This is a genomic window from Oscillatoria sp. FACHB-1406 (assembly GCF_014698145.1).
GTDB lineage: Bacteria > Cyanobacteriota > Cyanobacteriia > Cyanobacteriales > Spirulinaceae > FACHB-1406.
The window spans coordinates 24320-46723 of record NZ_JACJSM010000020.1 but is presented as its reverse complement, the minus strand read 5'-3'; the positions used below and the strand labels follow the sequence as shown (position 1 = coordinate 46723).

The 22404-nt window shown below is 46.8% G+C and carries 15 protein-coding genes; 13 read left to right on the top strand and 2 right to left on the bottom strand.

Translation table 11 applies throughout. From position 1 onward, the window contains the following. Positions 1-208: 208 nt before the first annotated feature. Entirely contained in the window at positions 209-709 is a 501-nt protein-coding gene (locus tag H6G50_RS17810; protein WP_190719184.1) for a hypothetical protein, read from the top strand. 132 nt (positions 710-841) lie between these two features. After that, positions 842-1078 (top strand): translation initiation factor, encoded by a 237-nt coding sequence (locus H6G50_RS17805; protein WP_190719182.1) that lies wholly within the window; start codon positions 842-844, stop codon positions 1076-1078. Between the two features lie 261 nt (positions 1079-1339). On the opposite strand, the gene H6G50_RS17800 is transcribed toward H6G50_RS17805, so the two are convergent. Together H6G50_RS17800 and H6G50_RS17795 are read right to left on the bottom strand one after the other, a co-directional pair. After that, positions 1340-2044 (bottom strand): phosphatase PAP2 family protein, encoded by a 705-nt coding sequence (locus H6G50_RS17800; RefSeq protein ID WP_190719179.1) that lies wholly within the window; start codon positions 2042-2044, stop codon positions 1340-1342. A 259-nt stretch (positions 2045-2303) separates the two neighbouring features. Next, a complete protein-coding gene (locus H6G50_RS17795) occupies positions 2304-3077 on the bottom strand; it encodes a hypothetical protein (protein WP_190719176.1) in 774 nt (257 codons plus the stop codon). Positions 3078-3486: 409 nt separating this feature from the next. On the opposite strand from H6G50_RS17795, the gene H6G50_RS17790 reads away from it, so the two are divergent. The 11 genes from H6G50_RS17790 (at position 3487) to H6G50_RS17740 (ending at position 21882) form a co-directional block, all read left to right on the top strand. After that, positions 3487-3684 carry a hypothetical protein gene (locus H6G50_RS17790; protein ID WP_190719173.1) on the top strand — a complete coding sequence of 66 codons (198 nt, stop codon included), beginning with the start codon at positions 3487-3489 and terminating at the stop codon, positions 3682-3684. A gap of 82 nt (positions 3685-3766) precedes the next feature. Then, positions 3767-5146 carry a hypothetical protein gene (locus tag H6G50_RS17785; protein WP_190719171.1) on the top strand — a complete coding sequence of 460 codons (1380 nt, stop codon included), beginning with the start codon at positions 3767-3769 and terminating at the stop codon, positions 5144-5146. Between the two features lie 133 nt (positions 5147-5279). Next, on the top strand, positions 5280-6488 hold the full coding sequence (locus tag H6G50_RS17780; protein WP_190719168.1) for a 4-hydroxy-3-methylbut-2-enyl diphosphate reductase: 1209 nt from the start codon (positions 5280-5282) through the stop codon (positions 6486-6488). A 198-nt stretch (positions 6489-6686) separates the two neighbouring features. Next, positions 6687-8270 carry a serine/threonine-protein kinase gene (locus H6G50_RS17775; RefSeq protein ID WP_190719165.1) on the top strand — a complete coding sequence of 528 codons (1584 nt, stop codon included), beginning with the start codon at positions 6687-6689 and terminating at the stop codon, positions 8268-8270. Positions 8271-8665: 395 nt separating this feature from the next. Next, positions 8666-9178, top strand: a complete 513-nt coding sequence (locus H6G50_RS17770) for a hypothetical protein (RefSeq protein ID WP_190719162.1) — start codon at positions 8666-8668, stop codon at positions 9176-9178. A 257-nt stretch (positions 9179-9435) separates the two neighbouring features. Further along, the gene (locus H6G50_RS17765) at positions 9436-15111 is read left to right on the top strand and encodes an ATP-binding sensor histidine kinase (RefSeq protein WP_190719159.1); all 5676 of its coding nucleotides are present in this window, start codon (positions 9436-9438) and stop codon (positions 15109-15111) included. Positions 15112-15398: 287 nt separating this feature from the next. Beyond that, positions 15399-15827, top strand: coding sequence for a hypothetical protein (locus H6G50_RS17760; RefSeq protein WP_190719156.1), 429 nt, complete (start codon positions 15399-15401; stop codon positions 15825-15827). 255 nt (positions 15828-16082) lie between these two features. Further along, positions 16083-17840: a hypothetical protein gene (locus tag H6G50_RS17755; protein ID WP_190719153.1), complete on the top strand. Its 1758-nt coding sequence runs from the start codon at positions 16083-16085 to the stop codon at positions 17838-17840. 123 nt (positions 17841-17963) lie between these two features. After that, positions 17964-18938: a glutathione synthase gene (gene gshB / locus H6G50_RS17750; protein WP_190719150.1), complete on the top strand. Its 975-nt coding sequence runs from the start codon at positions 17964-17966 to the stop codon at positions 18936-18938. 421 nt (positions 18939-19359) lie between these two features. Next, the gene (locus H6G50_RS17745) at positions 19360-21156 is read left to right on the top strand and encodes an ABC transporter ATP-binding protein (protein WP_347239959.1); all 1797 of its coding nucleotides are present in this window, start codon (positions 19360-19362) and stop codon (positions 21154-21156) included. A gap of 279 nt (positions 21157-21435) precedes the next feature. Further along, the gene (locus tag H6G50_RS17740) at positions 21436-21882 is read left to right on the top strand and encodes a hypothetical protein (protein ID WP_190719146.1); all 447 of its coding nucleotides are present in this window, start codon (positions 21436-21438) and stop codon (positions 21880-21882) included. Positions 21883-22404: the final 522 nt, after the last annotated feature.

Here is a 22404-nt window from a genome sequence, read left to right as displayed (position 1 = left end):
CAAAATTTGACATGATTAGATTTGAGATAATTCTCTTAATTGAAAAACATCGAATCCGTACCTGCGGTGTAGTAAGTTCCGAGCAAAGCCTGCTGTTATAATTGCGTTCGCTAATCTCAATGTACTCTGAAAACAGTAGGCAGCAGTTTGGGTTACTCAACCTCGTCGGAGCGCACTTTTTTTGTAGTCCCACAAATTTGGAACGGCAATGAACATCATTAAATCCAAACCCGGAAGACCGCGCTTCATGGCATTACTGCTGACAACGCTGTTAACCTTTCCGGTGTTGAGTGCTTGCGGTTCGAGCAAGCAAACTTCTGCCCCACCCCCTCCAGTAGATGATAGTCGCGCTGGAGGGGTGGAACCCAATCGCGCTCCCAGTCCTTCACCGCAAGCGAAAAAAGGATTGAGCAATACTCAAAAAGTCGTAATTTTAGCAGGAGCAGCAGCGCTTTACTACCTCTACAACCAGCATCGAAATAAACAGGAACAGAGGCCGCAAGGTCAATATTACCTCTCTAAAAATGGTCGCGTTTACTATCGCGATGCTCAACATCGCGCTCACTGGGTAACGCCCCCGCCTGAAGGAATTAAAGTTCCCGAGACAGAGGCAGCGCGTTACCGCGATTTTCAGGGCTACAATAACCAAACGACCGGCAAAGACCTTATCGGTTTACCGGAAGCTACAAGTCCTGTTCCGGCACAGTAACCTTGCGATTTGAGCTTTGAGTGAGAATTTTAAAATAGCCAGTTTTGTAACTGTTAATTGAGTCGGAAACTCTCAATTTGCTACAGCAGTTTTTCAAGACATAATTCGCATAAAAAACAGAGGAATTTTATCATGGTAGATGGATTTTTTCAGAAGATAAAAGAAGCGATTGGCGGCTCTGACAGCGAGCAAGTCGATTCTGACAGCAATTACGAAAATTCCGGACAATTCGGCAACGTGCGTCCGGCGAGTGAAGACCCCTACGGCGACCCCGCTGACGCTTACGGTGCGGATTCCGGACAATTCGGCAACGTGCGTCCGGCAAGCGAAGACCCCTATGGCGACCCCGCTGACGAAGAAAATTTTTAAGTTGGGTTAGTTAGCTGGCAATCAATTATGTGGTCAATGGCACTGACTTAAGGCGGGTGGGCGCTGCCCACCCTTGTATCTTGAGAGACGCTGTATACAACGTCTCTACAGGTGATTTTTCAACTCTTATTTTAGTGCAGTTCAATTCTGTAGTAATTAACAGCACTCCTGCGGGGGTGTTGTTTTTAAATATTTTTTTGTAGCTTGCTGAAAAATTTAACGCGATCGCGATTTCCAGTCAACTGAGTTCTAGAGAAAAGTTTACACTTTTAATGACAACCGCTGCTCGCGCAATCTTTGCAGTTTTAGCATGGTCAAACAGACTTGCAACCAGACAAAACCCATGCTATAACCTGCAAGCAAATCGGTTGGCCAGTGAACGCCCAAATACAGACGGCTAAAGCCAATCAAAGCAATTAAAACGATTGCGGCAACATGAATTAACCGAGAAAATCGAGGAAGCCGCTCCGCCAGAAGGCTCGCAATAAAGCCGTACAGGACAAGAGAACCGAGAGCGTGGCCGCTCGGAAAACTAAACGACGTTTCGGTAATTAAACGATGCCACAGTTCCGGTCTTTGCTTCATAAATAAGAGCTTCAAGCCCGTATTCAGAACCGCCGCTCCCAAACAAGCGATCGCGAAAAACTTAAATTCCTGTCGGCGCTGCTGCACCCACAAACTTATCCCAAAACTCAGTGCGATTGCAATAACAATAGCGGGATTTCCGAGGTTGGTAATCGCTAACATAATTGCATCTAAAGTTGGACTATCAAACTGATGGATTGCCAGCAGAATCGAACGATCGAACGCAAAGGATTCTTGTTTTAAAACATCTTCGCACAGCCAAGCCACAAGTGCAATCGATAGCGAACAGCCGAGTAATCCAAGAATCCCAAGCGTGCTAATTAAATCGGCAAGGCGAGGATTAATATTTTTAACCCAGAATTTAATCAGGTTCCGGAGCATAGCGGTAATTTCAACTTAGAAAAAGGGCGTTTTAGAGGCTATCGAGCGCGTAAAGTTTTTGAAAAAGTTGAATCTAGTTTTCTATTATTTCTAATTGAGTTATACCAGATTGATATGAAGCTGCATAGAATGAAAAGTAGGGTGTGTTAGCGAAGCGTAACGCACCGTTATCCTGAGAATTTAGGAGGGTTGATTCTAGGCAGCGCAATCTTAAATTGGTATTAGAACGATCGATTCGGTTTAAAATATTGTTTCTCCGTCAACCTTCTTCTTGACTGGATTCCGCTCTGTAACGTTCTTTACCGACAAACTTATTCGCCACCTGCAAGACAATAACCATTAGCACGAGCGCGACAATCGAGGCATATTCTCTCGGTAGATTCAATCCCCCATCTTTAATTGGCTTGGTAATAAAGTCGCCAAAGGTTGCACCAAAAGGGCGAGTGAAGATAAATGCAACCCAAAACAATAGCGTTTCGCTTGCCGTAGTAGCATAGTGCAAAAGCAGAACAATGGCAATGATGCCAGCAGTTATTAGCGCGCCTTGGATATAGCTCAAACCGAGATTACTGGTCAAAAAATCGCCAAAAGCGGTTCCTAAACTATTAGAAAAAATAATCGCTATCCAATAGGTGGTTTCGGCATCTTTTTTAACAATCGGATAGACGCTAAGATTGCGATCGCGGTAGTACCAGAATGTTAAGGTTGCGATCAGCCCCGTCACCAGCAAAAGCGAGCCAGCCGCATAACCCAGTCCCAAAGATCGATCCATTAAGTCCGAAACTTCTGTTCCGGCAGTCGTGGTTGCAATAATCGCAGTCCAGTACAGGAAAGGGCGGTATTTTCTGGACTGGACTTGAAACAATAAGATAATTGCTAGGGCTGTAAAGGTGACGGCGAAAGCAATGTAATAGCCCAATCCAAGCGTCATCGAAATGAAATCCCCGGCTGTTTCGCCCAGCGTGGTGGCGAGGATCTTTAGAATCCAGAAAAAAATCGTAACCCGTGCAACCTTGTTGGCGAGCTTCCTCATCGCTGTTACTTCTGTATTTTCAAGGTAAGATTGTGCGATCGCGCTCCAGTTGAGAGGCTAGACAATAAACTTCTAACCAAGATTTAGCACCGAGCTAAAATCCTCTCGATTGAGCCGAATCAGTAAAATTTAAAACAAGAAAGTCAAGAACTCGATAAGACGCGATAAGCTCGCAGTTTTGCTTAAAAAGCGAGATATGCGATCGCACCGTCACTGAGTTAAGCAACAGCAAGAATGAATTAGAACGATTAGCACTCCATCGCTAGCGTGGCTGATGCGATCGCCTTTCGAGCCGATCGGACTTTGATATTTCTTAATCATATAAAGAGTCAATAAAGCTGAAAATTAATCTTAGGTACAACCGTAAAATCATGGAATACTAGCGTTCATCTACAGTAAGAATATTCCCATGTTTGTATCTACTGCCTTAAAAAAACTTTCAACCGTTGCTGTGGGAACCGCCGCGATCGCGTTAAGTTTTGGGAGCGCAGTTCGTGCCGCATCGCTTTATAACATCACTCGTATCAGACCGCCGGAGTCACCCTTCATTGCTAACCTTGCTACCGATATTGATGAAAATGGTAAAGCGTTTGACCTCAATATATAAAGAGTCGATGAAGTTAAAGACGCATCCCAGGCACAACCGTAGAATTAAGGAATTATTTTTTTCAAAAATAGAAATTAACCCAATGTTTGCACCTACCAGTTTGACAAAACTATCAACTGCTGTAGTAGGAACTGCGATCGCGACTTTAGCTTTCAGCCCATCCAGTCGCGCCGCCTCCTTATATACCCCTACCCTAGTTTTCGACCCCTCCAGCAACCCCTCTCTTTCTTCTTTTAGCAGTCTTGCCAACGATATTAACGAAGCGGGTGAAGTGGTAGGAACTTACGGTAGCATTGTATCGAGTGGTGCTTTCCGCTGGAGTCCCACGACAGGAACGCAACTATTAAATGCGCCAAGCGGCGGGCAAATAGTAGTGGGAAACGCGATTAACGATGCGGGGATCGCTGTCGGTTCCTCAATCGGGTCAATGGGGTTCACTCTTCAAGGCTACGGCCTTTCGTGGTGGAGTGGAGTCCAGCCGCAACTTCTGCCGAATTTCCCCTCTGGCGGTAATGTAGCCAATGCAATGGACATCAACAGTCGAGGTCAAATCGTTGGCAGCGCCATCCTGAATAACAGCAGTCGCGCGGTGTTATGGGACAATAATCAAATTTTAGACCTTGGAGTTACGGGTCAAGCGGCAGCGATCGCGATTAATGAGTCAGGCTGGGTCATTGGTAATACTTACAATAATGTCGGATTTGGGGACTTGTTCAATCCCGGAAGTAACCCAGGTAAGGGTTTTCTGTGGAAAAACGGTCAAATTACCAATTTTGGCAACCTTATGGAGGCTATCGATCTCAACGATCGCGGTCAAATCGTCGGGACTTCTAAGTGCGGTAACAGCACTTGCGCCTCGATTTGGGACAATGGCACAATAACCCAGTTTGGAGCAAATACGCTTGCTAGAGGAATTAATAATTTAGGTTGGGTGGTTGGCTCCACGAAGGCCGATAATATTACTCAACAGCGCGCGCTATTGTGGAAAGATGGCAACGCGATCGATCTTAATACCCTCGTCGATCCGAGCTTGGGTTGGACGTTCTACGAAGCAACTGCAATTAACGATAAAGGTCAAATTGTCGGTAAGGCTTACGCGCCCAACTCTTCTCCTGTTGGATGGCCTCACACTTATGCTTTCTTACTCACACCGATCGAGCAATCCACGCCCCCAACTCCACCAACTCCGCCAGTTACTCCGCCGAGTCCCCCAGTTACTCCGCCGAGTCCGCCAGTTACTCCGCCGAGTCCCCCAGTTACTCCACCAACTCCCCCAGTTGCTCCACCAACTCCCCCAGTTACTCCGCCAACTCCGCCAGTTACTCCGCCAACTCCCCCAACTCCACCAATTCCGCCGAGTCCCCCAGTTACCCCACCAACCCAGGTTCCCGAACCGAGTCTGTTACTCGGTTTAGCAGCAATGGGAGCGGGATTCTCATGCTATCGTCGCTATAACCGCTAGTTTCGGGGAAGAGAGCGGCGAGGACGAAAGCGGTATAATTTGCTGCTAGAGTTGGATTTGCAGTATTAACTGCACTGTCTCGCTTGACAATCGGGTTAGGAGTAAGCGACTCGCCGTTCTTTGAATAAAAATAATGGATACTAAAGCTTTTAAACGCGCGCTTAACAGTTCGGAACGCTACCATCGTAAAGGCTTCGGGCATCAAGAAGAAGCCGCGATCGCCCTAAACACAGAATATCAAAGCGATCTCATTCAAGAAATTCGCAATAATAATTATCACCTTCGACGCGGTAACGTAACCATCCGTTTGGCGCAATCTTTTGGCTTCTGTTGGGGAGTCGAACGCGCTGTTGCAATGGCTTACGAAACGCGCCAACACTTCCCCAGCGAACGCATCTGGATTACGAATGAAATCATTCACAATCCTTCCGTCAATCAGCGCTTGCGGGAAATGGACGTTCAATTTATTCCCGTTATTAATACCGAAAAAGACTTTTCTGGGGTTGGCGCGGGAGATGTAGTCATTTTGCCTGCATTTGGGGCGAGCGTCAGCGAAATGCAATTGTTGAACGACAATGGTTGTACGATTGTCGATACGACTTGTCCTTGGGTCTCGAAAGTCTGGAATTCGGTGGAAAAGCACAAAAAACGCGATTATACTTCCATCGTCCACGGGAAATACAATCACGAAGAAACAGTAGCAACGACTTCTTTTGCCGATAAGTATTTGGTCGTTCTTAATTTAGATCAGGCAAATTTTGTCGCCAATTATATTTTAAAGGGTGGCGATAAAGAAGAGTTTTTGACTAAGTTTAAAAATGCTCATTCGGAAGGGTTCGATCCCGATCGCGATCTGGACTGTATCGGAATTGCCAATCAAACGACGATGCTGAAAAGCGAAACCGAACAAATCGGCAAGCTGTTCGAGCGGACAATGATGCAAAAGTACGGCCCTGCTGCGTTGAACGACCATTTTATGAGTTTTAATACGATCTGCGATGCAACGCAAGAACGGCAGGATGCGATGTTCGAGCTTGTGGATGAAGATTTGACGCTGATGGTGGTGATTGGTGGCTATAATTCATCGAATACAACGCATCTCCAAGAAATCGCGATCGAACGCAATATTCCTTCTTATCATATTGATAGTGCGGCGCGTATTGATGTTGCCAATAACCGCGTCGAACATAAACCGTTGGGTTGCGATTTAGAAGTGAAAGAAAATTGGCTGCCGGAAGGAGAAATTGTTGTGGGTGTAACTTCGGGCGCTTCGACTCCCGATAAGGTGGTGGAAGACGCGATCGCGCGAATTTTTGAAACGAAAACGGTAGTTAATGGATAATTGATAATTGATAATTGATAACGAATAAATGCTGTAGGGAACAAGCTTGATTTTTTGGGAAAAAGAGTCCACTTGTTTTCGTAGCGTAACGCATCCCTCCATTTATGGGTGGGTGCGTTTTTCGGGAAATTGGCTTTCGGATGTTGAATTAAAAAAATATCATCCGATCGACCGGTGCTGTTCCCTTCTCGAATTGCAATGTACTGCATTAACCCCACTTGTCCTTCTCCAAAAAGTTCCGCACGCGCCCGTTTTTGTCAGAATTGCGGTGCAGAACTCCAAAAACCTTATATTTTTCGCGATCGCTACCGCGTACTCGACATTTTAGGACAAGGCGGCTTCGGGCGCACCTACAAAGCGCAAGATCTCGAATTTGAAAAGCGTTTTTACGTTATCAAAAAGCTCATCGCCCCGGAAACCCTCGAACAATGCGCGCAGCTTCAGCCCCAAGTCCGTCAAGAAATGCTGAAAAAAGCGATCGAATGTTTCAAACGAGAAATCCAACAGCTAGCGAGTTTAAACCATCCTCAAATTCCTCATTTTTACGAACATTTTGAGATTAATGGTTCTCCTTATTTAGTTCAAGAGTTTATCGACGGCGACAACTTACTCATCGAGTGTCAAAAGAATGGTTCGTTTAGTGAAGCACAGGTTAAAGAACTCTTAGAAAGCTTGCTACCCGTACTCGAATATCTCCATTCTTATCGCGTTCTGCATCGAGACATCAAGCCAGAAAATATTATGCGTCGGAGACATATTTCTGGCTTGTCTCAATTTGTTTTAATTGATTTTGGCGGTGCGAAAGAAAAAGCACAAAGCAGTTTTGGGCTAGCAGGAACCGCTTTTTATAGTCCCGGTTATGCGTCCCCCGAACATACAACCGGACAACATCAACAAACCAGCGATATTTACAGTTTGGGGGCAACTTGCGTGCGATTATTAACCGTGAGTTTTCCTTGGGAAAGTGAGGAAAATCAAATCTTTTTGAATAAGGAAAATCGGTGGTTGTGGCAGCAAGTATTAGCCGCACAGAACCGCTCGGTTAGCGACGATTTGGCTTACATTTTTGATAAAATGTTGCGTTGGAGTCCTGCCGAACGCTATCAATCGGCGGCTGAAGTTTTAGAGGCGCTCCATCGCCTTTCATTCGCGCAAGTTGGGACTATTAATTCAGTCGAAAATTCTGCCTTGAATGCTTCAGTGAGTTCGCTGAAAACTTTACATTTGCAATCTCAACCGCCACCCGTAAAAGCGTCTTCTTCACCTCCTGTAGTTTCTAATCCGCAGGAGATGAAAGAGATTAAGTTAGCAGAGCGCGATCGCAAGCTGGCTCAAAAATCGCTTTGGATTGCCGGTATTTTGACGGTTGGCGGTAACTTTATGGGTTATATCTACACGGGTCGGTATAAAGCGTTACTCTTAAGCTATTTAATGCTTGCTTGCGCAGTCATCTTTTTGAGTGTAAATGATTTAAGTTTAAAAGATATCGTTCAGTATTATTTAATTGCTACAGCAATTGAAAATACGCGGGCTATTTCTAAGGCAAAAAAAAGAAACTTTAAGCGGATGCAGAGCAAGTTTTCACAACCGAGTACCAGTTTAAAAGTTGAGTTGCTCAAATATATCAAGTCCAAAAGAGGAGTTTTACTCTCCGATCTCGTAATTGAAACGGGTCTTGAGGTTCAAGAAATTCAAAGGATACTCGATGAATTAAAGCGAGATAATTTAGTCCGTCAATATTATCGCTTTACTGATGGTGCTTTGGCTTACCGAGTTATTTGAATAAGCTGAAGCGGTTGATGCTTTATTTTGGGGCAAACTGAAATCCTCTTATACCAATTCTCATTGATTTTGCACAATTCCCGAAGAGGGCATAACAATGTGGCTGCCCCTACGACGAAAAATTTAGTGCATCGTAACTGAGAATTGGTATTACGGAGAAGATTTTAGCTTGATTTTTGAGTGCGAAGGACGGCAAGGTTTCTTCGGATTGTGCGATCGCGCTGTTGAATGCGTAAGTTCCAAATAATTGCTACTCGCTCCTCCGTAAATTCTTGCAGAAATTTCACATTTTTTAGAAGCTAATGCTAAAAGTATCAAAGTTAACCGTTGTCACTCTCGGAGCGCTTGAGCTAAGCTAAAACAAACGATTGTTTTCGGAAGCGAGCGTAAGGATTATGACGAATGACCTTCAATTAGCAGAGCGCGATCGAGAGCTTGCAAAAAAGTCAACTTGGCTAACCGCTTTTTTAACTTCTTTCTTTTTGATTCCTCCGATTGGATATTTCTATACCGCTAGATATAAACCATTATTAATTGGTTTGGCAATCATATTTGGTTTGTGCGGACTTGTGGATGCGGGTAAGTCTTCTTCAAAAGATGAAGATGATGCGCTGGGTGGCTTATATTTAATCTATGTCGTCGCTAGCACGGTTGAGAATGCGCGCGCGGTACACCAAGCTAAGAAGCGAGGCTCTGAGGCAAATTCTCACCAGAACTCGCGCAATTTAAAGGTAGAAATTCTTAGATTCATGAAAGGAAAAGAAGATGTTTCTCTTGCCGATCTCGTGCTAGAAACGGGACTTGACTCGAAAGAAGTTCTGGAACTGGTGAACGATTTAGAGCGCGAAAGTTTAATCCGAGGCTACAATCGAGCGAGCGATGGTGCAGTCGTTTATCGAATCATTTAACATCTTAATTTAACGTCGCGATCGCGCGGTTCAACTTTTCGGTAGGCGAGGCAGGAATGCAGGGGGGTCTAACCCCTCATTGATGAGGTGCGATCGCTAAGGAAGAAAGTACGCTGGAGGTAGAAAGACCTAAAAATTTTGGTCTGAGGAAGTTCGGGGCGAACGCATAGCATAAAACAGAATTTTAATCGATTCATTTCGGTAATTTTAGCGGTATAAATATAAACATAACGCCCCTGCATCTGCCCTCTGCTTCCATGATTAATCTTCCAGGCTACTGCATCGCCGAACAGATCTACGCTGGAACTAGAACGCTCGTTTATCGAGGCTACCGAGAATCGGATCGTCTTCCCGTAGCGATTAAGATTCTGCGAGACGAATATCCGAGTTTCAACCAATTGGCGCAGTTCAAAAACGAATACGCGATCGCGCGCAAGCTCGAGCATCCCAACACCATCGAGATTTATGGCTTGGAAGCTTACCGCAACCGTTATGCCTTGGTCATGGAAGACTGCGGCGGCATTTCCCTCAAACAGTGGCTTGCCAGTCTCGATGAAGCCGCCTCAAACTCGACGCAACAACGCATAGAGCGCTTCTTCAAAATTGTCCTGCAAATGACGAGCGCTTTGGAAGCCATCCACCGCAGCCACATCGTCCATAAAGATATTCAACCCGCCAATATCCTCATCGAGCCAACAACCCTGAAGGTTAAACTGATCGATTTCAGCTTGGCTTCGATCCTGCCCAAAGAGCAACCCGTTCTCCTCACGCCCAATCTCATGGAGGGAACGCTCCCGTACCTATCCCCAGAACAGACGGGGCGAATGAATCGAGGAATCGACTACCGCACGGATTTCTACTCCTTTGGCGTAACCTGCTACGAACTGCTCGTCGGCGCGCTACCGTTTGAGAGTACCGAGCCGATGGAATTGGTACACGCTCACATGGCCAAACAACCCGTAGCCCCCTGCGTCCTCGATGCGGGGATACCCGTCGCCCTGTCCGATATTGCCATGAAACTGATGGCAAAAAATGCTGAAGATCGCTACCAAAGCGCCCTCGGACTCCAGCGAGATTTAGAACTGTGCCGGGAACAGTGGGAAGGTTCCGAGCAAATCGATCGCTTCGAGTTAGGACGCTACGATATTTCCGATCGCTTCCTCATCCCGGACAAACTCTACGGACGCGAGTTAGCACTCTCTCAGTTGCTGAGCGCTTTCGATCGCGTCGCCGGAGTCAGCACGACAGTAGAACCAGATTTCAGCGCCGTCCTGCCGCACCTGAACGGCGAGTTCGACTTGCTCTACGCGCCCCCCACCCATAGCAAAGGCTTCAACTTGATGCCTGCCCAACAAACCCTTCTCGGCAGCAATTTTGGCGAATTAAGGCTTAATGCACAAAACTCAATTTCTGTCAAGTCCCTCGCGCTCGAACCAGTCCGCGATCGCGCCGATACGTCCCATCGCTTTGCTTTGCCGTTGGAAAGCCGCCTAGAGACGCGCTCGCAACCCCCCCAAACTCAAAGCGAACTGCTCTTAGTCACGGGCGCTTCTGGGATTGGCAAAACCGCCGCGATCGAAGAAGTCCGCAAACCGATCGCGCGGCAACAAGGCTACTTCATCAAAGGAAAATTCGATCCCCTCAGCCGCAACATCCCGTTCAGTGCCTTCGTGCAAGCCTTTCGCGACTTGCTCGAACAACTCCTCGGCGAAAGCAGCGAGCGCCTGCAACGCTGGAAAACAGAACTCTTAAACGCCCTCGGACGGGACGCACAAGCGCTCGTGGAAGTCATCCCCGAACTCGAACGCACGATCGGGATGCAGCCCTCCATTGCCGAACTCTCGCCCGCCGCTGCCAAAGCCCGTTTCAACCTGCTTTTTGAAAAATTCATCGGCGTATTTGCCCGCATCGAACATCCCCTCGTCCTCTTCCTAGACGACTTGCAATGGGCCGATACTGGCTCCTTAAAACTCATTCAACTGCTAATGGAGGAAAGCAGCGATCGCCATCTCCTCCTGATTGGCGCGTACCGCAATAACGAAGTCAGCGCCGCCCATCCCCTCATGCTCACGCTCGATGAAATCGGTCGCACCCGCGCCAACATCCGCCGCATCGAACTCGCTCCCCTCGAACGCGCCTCCCTAGAAAACCTCGTTGCCGATACCCTCAGTTGCAGTTTAGATCGCGCCGCTCCCGTAGCCGATGCCGTCCTCAACAAAACCCAGGGCAACCCCTTTTTCGCGCGTCAGTTCCTCAAAACCCTCCACGACGAAGGCATTATCAGCTTCGAGCGCGATCGCGGCGGCTGGCAGTGCGATATCGCCGCCTTGCGCTCCCTCGCCGTCACCGACGATATCGTCGAATTCATGACGCAGGAACTGCGAAAATTCCCCACAGAAACCCAAGAACTCCTCAAACTCGCCGCCTGCTCCGGCAACCGCTTCGAGCTAGCCGATCTCGCCCTGTTTAGCGAACAATCTCTCGCCACCACCGCTTCACAGCTAGAAATCGCCATTCGCCAAGGCCCCATCGTCCCCGCTCGCTCCTGTTACACCTTCTTTCAAGACCTGCCCTCAGAAACAAACGCCCTGCCCTCAGTCGCCTACCGCTTCCTACACGATCGCGTCCAACAAGCCGCCTACCGCCTCATCCCCGAAGCCTCCAAAGCCGCAACCCACCGCCAAATCGGACAAAGGCTGCTGCACGCCATTCCCGAAAGTCAGCGCGAAGAGAAAATTTTCGCGATCGTCAAACCCCTCAACCTCGGACGCGCCGCGATCGGTTCCCGCAGCAAGCGTTCCCTGCGCGAGCGCGCCGAACGCGAACAACTCGCCCAACTCAACCTCATCGCCGGACGCAAAGCCAAGAATGCCACCGCTTACGCCGCCGCTGCCGAATACCTCCAAATCGGGCTAGAATTGCTCGAACCCGACTGCTGGGATAACCAGTACGATCTTGCCTTTGCCCTCCACAAAGAAGCCGCAGAAGCTGCCTATTCCAGCGGCGATTTTGAAGGAATGGAAGCCCTCTCTCGAATTGCGCTCCAACGCGCCAAAGATCGCAACGATACAGTCAGAATTTACGACATTAAAATTCAAGCCTACGCCGCCCAAAATCAACTCCTCGAAGCCCTCGAAACCGGACTTAAAGCCCTCGAACTGCTAGGATTTCCGCTCCCCCACAATCCCACCCCCACCCGCGTTCGCAAAGAACTCGAAGCGATCGCGGCGCGACTCTCCGGACGCTCCATCGAAACCTTGCTGGAATTGCCGCCCATGCAAGATGCAACCGCCCGCGCTGCTATGAAAATTCTCTCGCGGATTACTCCCGCCGCTTACATGGCCGCGCCCCAACTCTACCCGCTGATTGTCAGCCAGCAGATTGCCCTGTCCCTAGAGTACGGCAATACGCCCACCTCCGCCTATGCCTACAGTTCCTACGGGCTTAGCCTGTGCGGGCAGTGCGGCGACTTCGAGACGGGGTACGGCTTCGGCAAACTTGCCCTCAATCTGCTCGAAAAGTACAGCCTGCACGAATTTCAAGCACGGACGCTGTTAGTTGTGAATGTTTATATTCTGCCGTGGAAAGAGGCGCTGCGATCGACGCTGCCTTCCTTGCGCGCTGCTTACGCCGACGCACTGGAAACCGGCAACACAGAAACGGCGGGCTATTGCGCCGCAAGCTACTGCTACCATTCTTATTACGCCGGTAAGAGCCTGGACGAACTGGCGCGGGATTTGACCTTGTTGTGCGAAGCATTAGAACACCTGCATCTAGCGACAGCATTGACTCATATTGCGCCCTTCCGCTCGGCAGTGGCGCGGCTAACGGGCGAAACGTTCCCAACGAGCGACGAGGAAGCTTTGCTAGCAGCGTTCCGGCGCGAAAACGACTTGACGGGACTGTTTTATTGCTACTTGAATCGAGCAATTCTCGAGTATTTGTTTGGGGATTGCGATCGCGCCGCTGAGGAAGCCAAAGCAGCAGAGGCTTATATTGCTGGCGTGACTTCTTCGATTTCCTATCCGATCTTTTTGTTCTACCAAGGCTTAATCGGGTTAGCGCAAATGCGAGCGGGCGGCGTGCAGGAAGAGACAATGGCAGAAGTTGCAGAGGCGATCGCAAAAATGGAGCGCTGGATGCAGCACGCACCCGCCAACTTTGCCACCAAATTTTATCTCCTTTGCGCCGAGCGCGATCGCGTCCTGGGCGATCGTTTAGCCGCCCTAGAAGCCTACGATCGCGCCATCAAAGCTGCTAAAGAATACGACTATCCCCAAGAAAGCGCGATCGCCAACGAACTCGCCGCCCAATTCTACCTCGAGTGGGGCAAACCCCACTTCGCCCATCCCTACCTGCTCGAAGCTTACTACAGTTACGCGCGCTGGGGAGCAAAAGCCAAAGTTGACGACCTCGTAGCGCGCTATCCCAACCTGATTGCCTCTGAATTCAACGATTCCCGCAACGTCCCTTTAGAAGGGTTAAATCTCGCCGTTTCCATTCACAGTACCTTGCAAGCGGGAACGGGGGCGAATATCTCCCAAGCCCTCGATTTGGGGGCAATTACCAAAGTTTATCAAGCCCTCTCGAGCGAAATTCAACTCGATCGCTTGCTTTCAACCCTTATGCGCGTCGTTCTGGAAAGTGCCGGAGCCGAGCGCGCCGCCTTGATTTTACCCGAAGGGGGGTTATGGTCGATCGCCGCGATCGCCTCAGTGCGAGAAACGGAAACCGTCCGCGCCTCGATTCCTTTGGAAACCGCGACAGAACTGCCCGTTTCTTTAGTCCGCTACGTTAAGCGCACCTTAAAGACTCTCGCCATTGATGATGCGAGCGCGGATCCGACTTGGGCAGGGGATCCTTACATTAACGAGCAACAGCCGAAAAGCTTGCTTTGCGCGCCACTGCTCGATCGCGGCAAACTATTAGGGCTGCTGTATTTAGAAAATAAAGTGATGGCAGGGGCGTTTACGAGCGATCGCGTTGAAGTTTTGAACCTGCTGTGCGCTCAAGCCGCAATTTCCCTAGAAAATGCCCGCCTTTACCAGAATTTGCAATCTTCTCTCGAAGAATTACAAACGGCGCAATTGCAACTCGTGCAGGGCGAAAAAATGTCAGCGCTGGGGAATTTGGTATCGGGGGTCGCTCACGAAATTAACAATCCGCTGGGGTTTATTGAAGGCAATCTCCATCTTGCCCTCGATTATGTGAACGACCTATCGGGGCTGCTGAATTTATATCAGGAACATTACCCCGAACCGGTTGAAGAAATTGCCGAAGAAATTGAGGCGATCGAGTTAGATTACTTGCAAGAAGATTTCCCCAAATTATTGGGATCGATGCGGGATGGAACCGAACGAATTCGCAATATCAGCGAAAGTTTGCGAATTTTTTCGCGAGCGGATACCGATAAGCCCGTTTGCTTCGATTTACACGCCGGGATTGATAGTACCTTATTGATTCTCAAGCATCGGCTTAAGGCGAATGGCGCGCGTCCCGCGATCGAAGTCGTCAAACAATATGGAGATTTGCCGGAAGTTGAAGGGTATCCGGGGCAACTCAATCAGGTGTTTATGAATATTTTAGCGAACGCGATCGACGCACTGGAAGAAGCTTGCAAGCATCATGCGATCGAGGGCGAAACCCTACCCGCTTGGGTTCCTTCAATCTCGCTGCGAACCACTTTTTTAACCGATACCGAGCAAGTCCGGGTTTCCATCCGCGATAACGGCGGCGGAATGCCAGCAGACGTTCAAAAGCGCATTTTCGATCATTTATTTACGACTAAACCGGTCGGTAAGGGAACGGGATTGGGGTTATCGATTTCTCGTCAAATTGTTGTAGAAAAACACGGGGGAACGTTAGATTGTACCTCGCAATTGGGACAAGGAACGGAATTCGCGATCGCGCTTCCTCTGTATCAGGAAATATAGTAAGGATGAATTGGGAATTTTAATTGACGATCGCAATTTAAGCTAACGCATTTACTATACTTGTCTTTCCTCAGACTGCGAAAAATAGACATAGAACCCTGATTATATCGTTAGAGACTTTTGGCTGTGATGAAGGAATTCCGTTAGAATATTGGAAAGTGATAGGAAAGGATTACAGGACTATCTCTTGACATTAGAATATTTTTCGCACTCATAACTCGCGAGGACAGACATTTCAGTGCTGTCACTCAAATTTGTGTAGCGCTATACAAAGCGACTCAGACTTTATGGCAGGTACAACCGCATGGGACAAGCTCTCAGATGAAATGTCGAACGGAGGTGAAAGCAATTTCAAAGAAAAAGCGCTCTCACTGTTACGAATACTCGATCGCTCGTTTCAAGAATGTCTGGACATTTCAGGCATTGATTTCGTCGTGTGGTCTGATAAATCTAGCATTGACTGGGCTGTGCAGTGCCACGTTTTTGATGTCAGTGTTATCTTGGAGCGAAATCACGCCTCGGAAATTATTAGTTCTACACAAGCATTTCTTAGCCAAGGAATTAAATGTAACAAATATTGGGTGATTCACAATCATCAACATGGCAAAAAGGGATATGGAAAGTTTTTACAATTTTTAAAAGAGATAGAGAACTACAAAGAGTGTTTAAAAACTGAGCATGATACAATAGAATTTCATTTGATTCAGCGTCAATAATTACTTCAAAAAGCAGAAGGAGAGTTTAGGAGGATATTAAAAAAACTACTTAAAGATTATTCTGAGCGATACAGAGTAGATATTGAAGAAAAGCTTGAATTTGGTAAATACTATGTACCCAATGTACCTGTTGAAGAATTCGAGATATCTTTTAAGGAGTATGAACCGCTGCCAAACATTAGTCTATTAACATCTAGTCTAAAAGATAATATCGCAGAACTAATCGTCTCCGAACGAAAAGACATTAGATGGACTTTGATACATGGTGAAGCTGGTGCAGGAAAAACAACTACGTCTTTACATACTTCAATTGAGAAAAACAAGGTTGTATTTTTTGTTAATTGCGATATTCTAGATTTTTACTCACTGCGTCGAAAGGGAACAAATCTTTTCTTAGAACATATTATGAGAGCATTAAATCTTTTAGAATTGTTTGAGGATGAAAAAGATCGAGAATTACTTTATTCGCTATCGGGAGCAACCTTGGCTAAAACATTTGAGCATTCAAATGAACACATTCTTATATTCGATGGGTTAGATGAAAATAGATTTTATTCGGATCCAAGTAGCGAAGGATTAAAGCGTTTAAGTGAAACACTTGTTGATATTCACTGCCCCATTATCTTAGTTACAAGAACAGCACACTTTGAAGAGAGTTTGTATAGTGAATTAGGCTCATTAGTAGAAGTCAATAATAGCAGAGGGGGGAGTAAAGTGAGGAGAAAGGCAAGAGCCATAAAATTGCCAGTCTGGTCAGAAACTCATATTTTACAACTACTTGACAAAATTTTTGTAGATTCTGGAAATAAATGTTTGTTAAGCAAGCAAGGTCTTAAACGACTGCATAAGTTCAGAAATCTTTTCTTAGACAATTCATATAAAGAATTCTATGGGGATTTGCCTCTAAATCCACTTTTTCTACAGTTTATACTGTCGGACGTGGTGGAACGAGACATCCATAAAGTTAATAGACCAATTTTAATATATCAATGGATTCGACGAAAGATATTTAGGGATATCAAAAAAGAAAATAGGTCATTTCCTGTTAACAAGAAAGTTCCTAACAATGAAATTCTTATCCTAGTCGACAAGCTACTTTATCTAATGGAGCTTGTGTCAAAAAGTATGACTATGGCTTGTGAAAACGGAACTTTCAAAATCAATGACTTTACTGACTATCGAGAAATACAAGAGGCTGTGGCAAAAACGTTCGGTACTGGTCAAGTAAAGGCGATTGACTTACTTCTCAATTCTGCCCTAACTTCCAATGTTACGTTGACAAGAGATAAATATCGAGCGACCAAACAAAAAATAACTTTCACTTTCAAGATATTTCAAGAATACTTTTTGGCTTGTTACTTAGTAAGAAACCAGGAATGTGTAGCTTTATATCCAAATAATGTAAAAAAGTTTTATGAAGATATAATTAAGACAGAAGACGAAAATGACTTATCTTTTTATCTTAGAAATGATTTTGGTTCCTTAGAAGAGAAAACATCCGATTTAGAAACGGAAAACTTTGGTTCTTTTGCATTACCAGCCCGAGTTCCCGTACATATACACACCCCAAAGGTAACATTTATGTCAGAACAAATACCCGATATCAATATTTCTGGTGGAAATTTTAATGGAAGCACCTATTTTGCTCCTCATCATGGTGATAATATTGGAACTATCAACAATTATTTAGGTAAAGATGAAATAGAAGAGCTTAATAAGTTCGTTGCTGAAGTAGAAGCTAAATATCCTAATGTACAAAATGAAGTTGAAGCAGAGGAAATTTTTAATGCTGAAGTTGTAGCCGTAAGAGATAGCGATCAAACTAGATGGGAAATTCTTCGCGAACAGATGAGCATTATTAAACGTCAACTTTTGAATAAAGAACGTCATTTTCAAGCCACAAAAGCGACTGTTGTTGAAGTTGCTAAAGCTGCCTTTGAAAAAAGTTTAATGGCCAAAGCTGTAATCACTTATATTGATAAGCTAAGCGAGGAACCCGATCGTGGAAGTTGAAATTATGAAGATGTTATAAATAGGGCTTGCTGAAAGTTTTTCTAATATTTCGTCCCACTCCAACTCGACGCGATCGCTCGGCGCGCGTTACAATCCAATTTGAGGTTAATTTCAGAGAGTCGCGTGAAAATTGCATTTATTATTGACCCCATCGATAAACTCGATCCCGGTCACGATAGTACCGTTGCTATGATGGAAGCTGCCCAAATTCTGGGGCATGAAATTTATGCGGTATACGCACATCAGTTGAGTATTGTCAAGGGGAAAGCGCAGGCATTTTTGCAACCCGTGCAACTCACGCCCGTTGAATTAGTTGAGGGACGTTGGATTGCGGCAGATCCTTGGTATCGGGTATCGCCGGGAAATTGGCAGTCCTTAGAAGCAATGGATGCAATCTTGATGCGTCTCGATCCGCCCGTTACTATTCCCTACCTGTATATCACGCAAACCCTCGATTTAATTGACCCCAAGAAAACGTTAGTCTTGAATTCGCCGCGCGGATTACAAGCAGCAAACGAAAAGCTCTACGCCCTCAATTTTCCCACTGTCATTCCCGAAACGATTGTCAGTTCGGAGAAAGTAATTATTCAACAATTTCTTGAAGAGAAAGGGGCAGCCGTTCTCAAGCCTTTGGGCGGCAAAGCGGGGGAAGGCATTTTGTTTTTGCAAGAGGGCGATCGCAACTTTAATTCCTTGATTGAAATTAGCACCAAATGGGGCAGAGAACCCGTGATGGTGCAGCAATATTTACCCGCCGCTGCCGATGGCGACAAACGAATTATTGTTGTGGAGGGAGAACCCATCGGCGCGGTCAATCGCATTCCCACCGGGAAAGAATTTAGAGGTAATATGGCCGTTGGCGGACGGGTTGCGAAGACAGAAATTAGCGATCGCGAACGAGAAATTTGCGCTGCCGTTGCACCAAAATTAAAAGAAGACGGTTTATATTTTGTCGGATTAGACGTTATCGGCGGTTACTTAACCGAAGTTAACGTCACCAGTCCCACCGGAATTCGAGAAATCGATCGTCTCGACGATACCCGCTTGGGCAAGCAAGTGATTCAGTGGATAGAAAAGCAATTGATAATGGATAATTGATAATGAATTAGATATAGCGTTGTTCAAATGGATCGGGTACAAAAATCGCAATTAGATGGGTAGGGGCGAATGGCATTCGCCCGCACGGTATACCTCACGACAACGAAAAATGCTAAGTAGGTTGATGAAAATAACCTTAACTTGAAGAGGGCGGGTTTTGACTGCTGAATTTACCTCATAGCAAGAGTTTTAGCTAAACCCGCCTCTACGAATCCGATCGCACTTTTGTTGCCTCCTCCTACTTATAGCAGTTTTAAAATGGATGAATCAATCTGGATAGTATATACGAACTTGAAAGGAGATCGATCGCCCATCTTCAAGCCATTATCAATTAACAAAGAGTTTCCCTCTAAAAATAGGAAATTTACGACTCATCTTCCAGCCATTATCCATTGTCAATTATCCATTATCAATTAACAAAGTGACTGCTTCTCCTCAAACTCCTCAATCTTCCGAAAGCGACTGGCGACTTTTTCTCTCCTTACTGCCTTACGCTCGTCGCAATAGTACGATTCTCTTTTGGTCGATCGCGTTACTCTTTCCTCTTGCCTTCTCCGGAGCCATCCAACCTGTTATTATCGGACAGGCAATCTCCGTATTTCGGCAAGAACCCACCTGGGAATTTTTACAAGGTCGCGCTACGACAGAAAGCGTTAACATTCTGATCGGGATTCTGCTTGCGACTATCATCGTGCGGCTAATTTGCACCGCCGTCCAAGGCTATCTCGTCCAACAAGTCGGGCAAGAAATCACCGCCGGTTTGCGCCAAGATCTCTTCACCCATGTTACCTCCCTCGCCGTGCGATTTTTCGATCGCACCCCCGTCGGACGCTTAGTAACGCGCCTTACCAGCGATGTTGAAGCCCTCGGCGATGTCTTTTCCACCGGCGCGATTGGCATTGTCAGCGATATTGTTTACATCCTCGTCATCCTCGTCACCATTTTCATGCTGCAATGGAAGTTGGCGTTGATGCTGCTTTTAATGCTCATTCCCGTGACGGGACTGATTATTTACTTCCAACACGAATATCGCAAAGCCAACTATAAATCCCGCGAAGAACTCTCCAAACTCAACTCGCAGCTAGCCGAAAACGTCGCCGGAATCAACATCGTGCAACTCTTTCGGCGCGAACGTTTTAACGCCGAAATGTTTCGGGCGGTCAATCAACGCTACATTCAAGAAGTCGATAAAACGATTTTCCACGATTCGGCAGTCTCCGCTACTTTAGAATGGATTGCCTTAGTTGCGATCGCGGGCGTACTCTGGCTGGGAGGTCAATTCGTTCTCGGGAATACCCTCACCTTGGGGGAACTCTCCACCTTTGTCCTCTTCGCGCAACGTCTCTTCGACCCCCTGCGCCAATTTGCTGAAAAGTTTACCATGCTTCAGTCCGGATTTACCGCGATCGAACGCATCAACGAACTCATGCGCGAACCCATCGAAATTCGCGACCCCGAACGCCAAAATCGCCCCACCTCCCAATCTCCCCTCGGCGAAATTCGCTTTGAAAACGTTTGGTTCGCCTACAAAAATGACGAATACGTTATCAAAGACCTTAACTTTACCCTCCGTCCCGGCGAAAAAGTCGCCCTCGTCGGGCCCACCGGCGCGGGCAAAAGCTCGATTATCCGCCTTCTCTGTCGCCTCTACGACCCCACCCAAGGTCGAATTCTCGTCGATGGGGTCGATATTCGCCACATCCCCCAAGCCGACCTGCGGCGCTACATCGGCGTAATTTTACAAGAAAACTTTCTCTTCGTCGGCGATGTCAAACGCAACATTACCCTCGGCGAAAACTACGACTTTGAGGAAGTCGAACGCGCGGCAAAAGGAACCAATACCGTCGCCTTTATCGACAGTCTCCCCGACGGGTACAATACCGAACTGCGCGAACGCGGAACCAACCTTTCCGGCGGTCAGCGACAGTTACTCGCCTTCGCCCGCGTTGCCATCCGCGACCCGCACATCCTCGTCCTCGACGAAGCCACCGCCAGTTTGGATGTCGCCACCGAAGCATTAGTCCAAGATGCCTTAGACCGCTTGCTTGAAAACCGCACCGCGATTATTATCGCCCATCGCCTCTCAACCATTCGCAATGTCGATCGCATCCTCGTTCTCAAGCGCGGCGAACTCGTCGAATCCGGAACCCACGAACAATTGTTAGACCAAGGGGGATTGTATGCCGGATTGTACCGCTTGCAGATGTTAGGACAGTAAGGATGAATGCCACTGAAATAAGAGTTGAAAAATCGCCGTAGAGACGTTGTATACAACGTCGTTATTGATATTTCGTAGGGTGGGCAGCGCCCACCAGTCTTAAGTCAGTGTCATTCTAGTAAGGATCGTTTAACGGCGAGCGATCGTTTGAGAAGATTTGCCCCAGGATTTTTCCTCTCTATCTAAATAAAGAGCCGCCGAGCGATAACAGTTTGTTAAACTTCTCGGGGGATAGAGCGATCGCATCAATATCTCGTGGCACAATTTTATTAACAAAAGATGCTCGTTCGCGTTACCACCGCAACATTAAGACCTATGTTAATCCAACGTCGCATCCCTCTAGCCCTCGCCTTCAGCAGTCTAGTCGCTGGACTGACTTCACCCGTTCTTGCCCAATATTACCCAACCTATCCGAACTCGTCTCGGAGTAATGGCGTTACCCTTTCCGGGGAATCGCTCGTTAATATCGAAAACCGCACGGCAGAAGACGATTCTACTTCTTTTTTCAACGGTACTGCACCCGTTTCAGCCGATGAAAATAATCTCCAACAGAATAGCGCACCCCCTAGTTTGTTCCGTATTGACGAGCGCTACGAGATTATTTTCAACAGTCCGATTCAACAACCGGAATATGTCAATCAATTTCGCCAAACAGCCGATACAGATGCCTCGCAAAGCGTTCGGGTAAGGTTTCCCGTCGGCGATGGAACTCCGCCCTCGAATTAAAAAAATCACGTCTGATGTGAATTATCCAAAAGCATTAACTGCCCTCACCCCCGGCCCCTCTCCCAACCCCTACTGTGTACACACATCTCGATCGCGGAACCGTTTCGGAACATTCCGATGTCTCAAGAGCCGATGGCTCGTTTCTCTTTCTCAATAAGCTTGAGTTGTTAAGAATCAAATCTGAATTGTGAAAGCCTTGCCTAGCAAGGCTTATACAGATTGGGGGTCTCAATTTTCTACTTGTGTGTACACAGTAGCTCCCAACCCTGGGAGAGGGGAGAAAGAACAGTAAAATGGGATTTTCGGCTTCTAATGCACATTAGGCGTAAATCTGAACTTAATACTAAGATACTGGGTAGGGTGCGTTAGACACGAGCTAGATTTCAACAAAAATCAACCAATTTTTTGGCGTGCCGTAACGCACCGCTTTAGGACATTAAGCTACGCGCTTTGTACGCGACTTTCGATTTAATTCAGTCAAGATCGTGGTGCGTTACGTTTCACTAACTCACCCTACTTTTT

Bases quoted from the DNA above. Each gene is read 5' to 3' on its own strand.
- H6G50_RS17780 (WP_190719168.1), top strand. From the start codon at position 5,280: ATGGATACTAAAGCTTTTAAACGCGCGCTTAACAGTTCGGAACGCTAC.
- H6G50_RS17805 (WP_190719182.1), top strand. From the start codon at position 842: ATGGTAGATGGATTTTTTCAGAAGATAAAAGAAGCGATTGGCGGCTCT.
- H6G50_RS17740 (WP_190719146.1), top strand. From the start codon at position 21,436: ATGCTCGTTCGCGTTACCACCGCAACATTAAGACCTATGTTAATCCAA.
- H6G50_RS17785 (WP_190719171.1), top strand. From the start codon at position 3,767: ATGTTTGCACCTACCAGTTTGACAAAACTATCAACTGCTGTAGTAGGA.
- H6G50_RS17800 (WP_190719179.1), bottom strand. From the start codon at position 2,044: ATGCTCCGGAACCTGATTAAATTCTGGGTTAAAAATATTAATCCTCGC.
- H6G50_RS17765 (WP_190719159.1), top strand. From the start codon at position 9,436: ATGATTAATCTTCCAGGCTACTGCATCGCCGAACAGATCTACGCTGGA.
- H6G50_RS17795 (WP_190719176.1), bottom strand. From the start codon at position 3,077: ATGAGGAAGCTCGCCAACAAGGTTGCACGGGTTACGATTTTTTTCTGG.
- H6G50_RS17790 (WP_190719173.1), top strand. From the start codon at position 3,487: ATGTTTGTATCTACTGCCTTAAAAAAACTTTCAACCGTTGCTGTGGGA.
- H6G50_RS17775 (WP_190719165.1), top strand. From the start codon at position 6,687: ATGTACTGCATTAACCCCACTTGTCCTTCTCCAAAAAGTTCCGCACGC.
- H6G50_RS17810 (WP_190719184.1), top strand. From the start codon at position 209: ATGAACATCATTAAATCCAAACCCGGAAGACCGCGCTTCATGGCATTA.
- H6G50_RS17770 (WP_190719162.1), top strand. From the start codon at position 8,666: ATGACGAATGACCTTCAATTAGCAGAGCGCGATCGAGAGCTTGCAAAA.
- H6G50_RS17760 (WP_190719156.1), top strand. From the start codon at position 15,399: ATGGCAGGTACAACCGCATGGGACAAGCTCTCAGATGAAATGTCGAAC.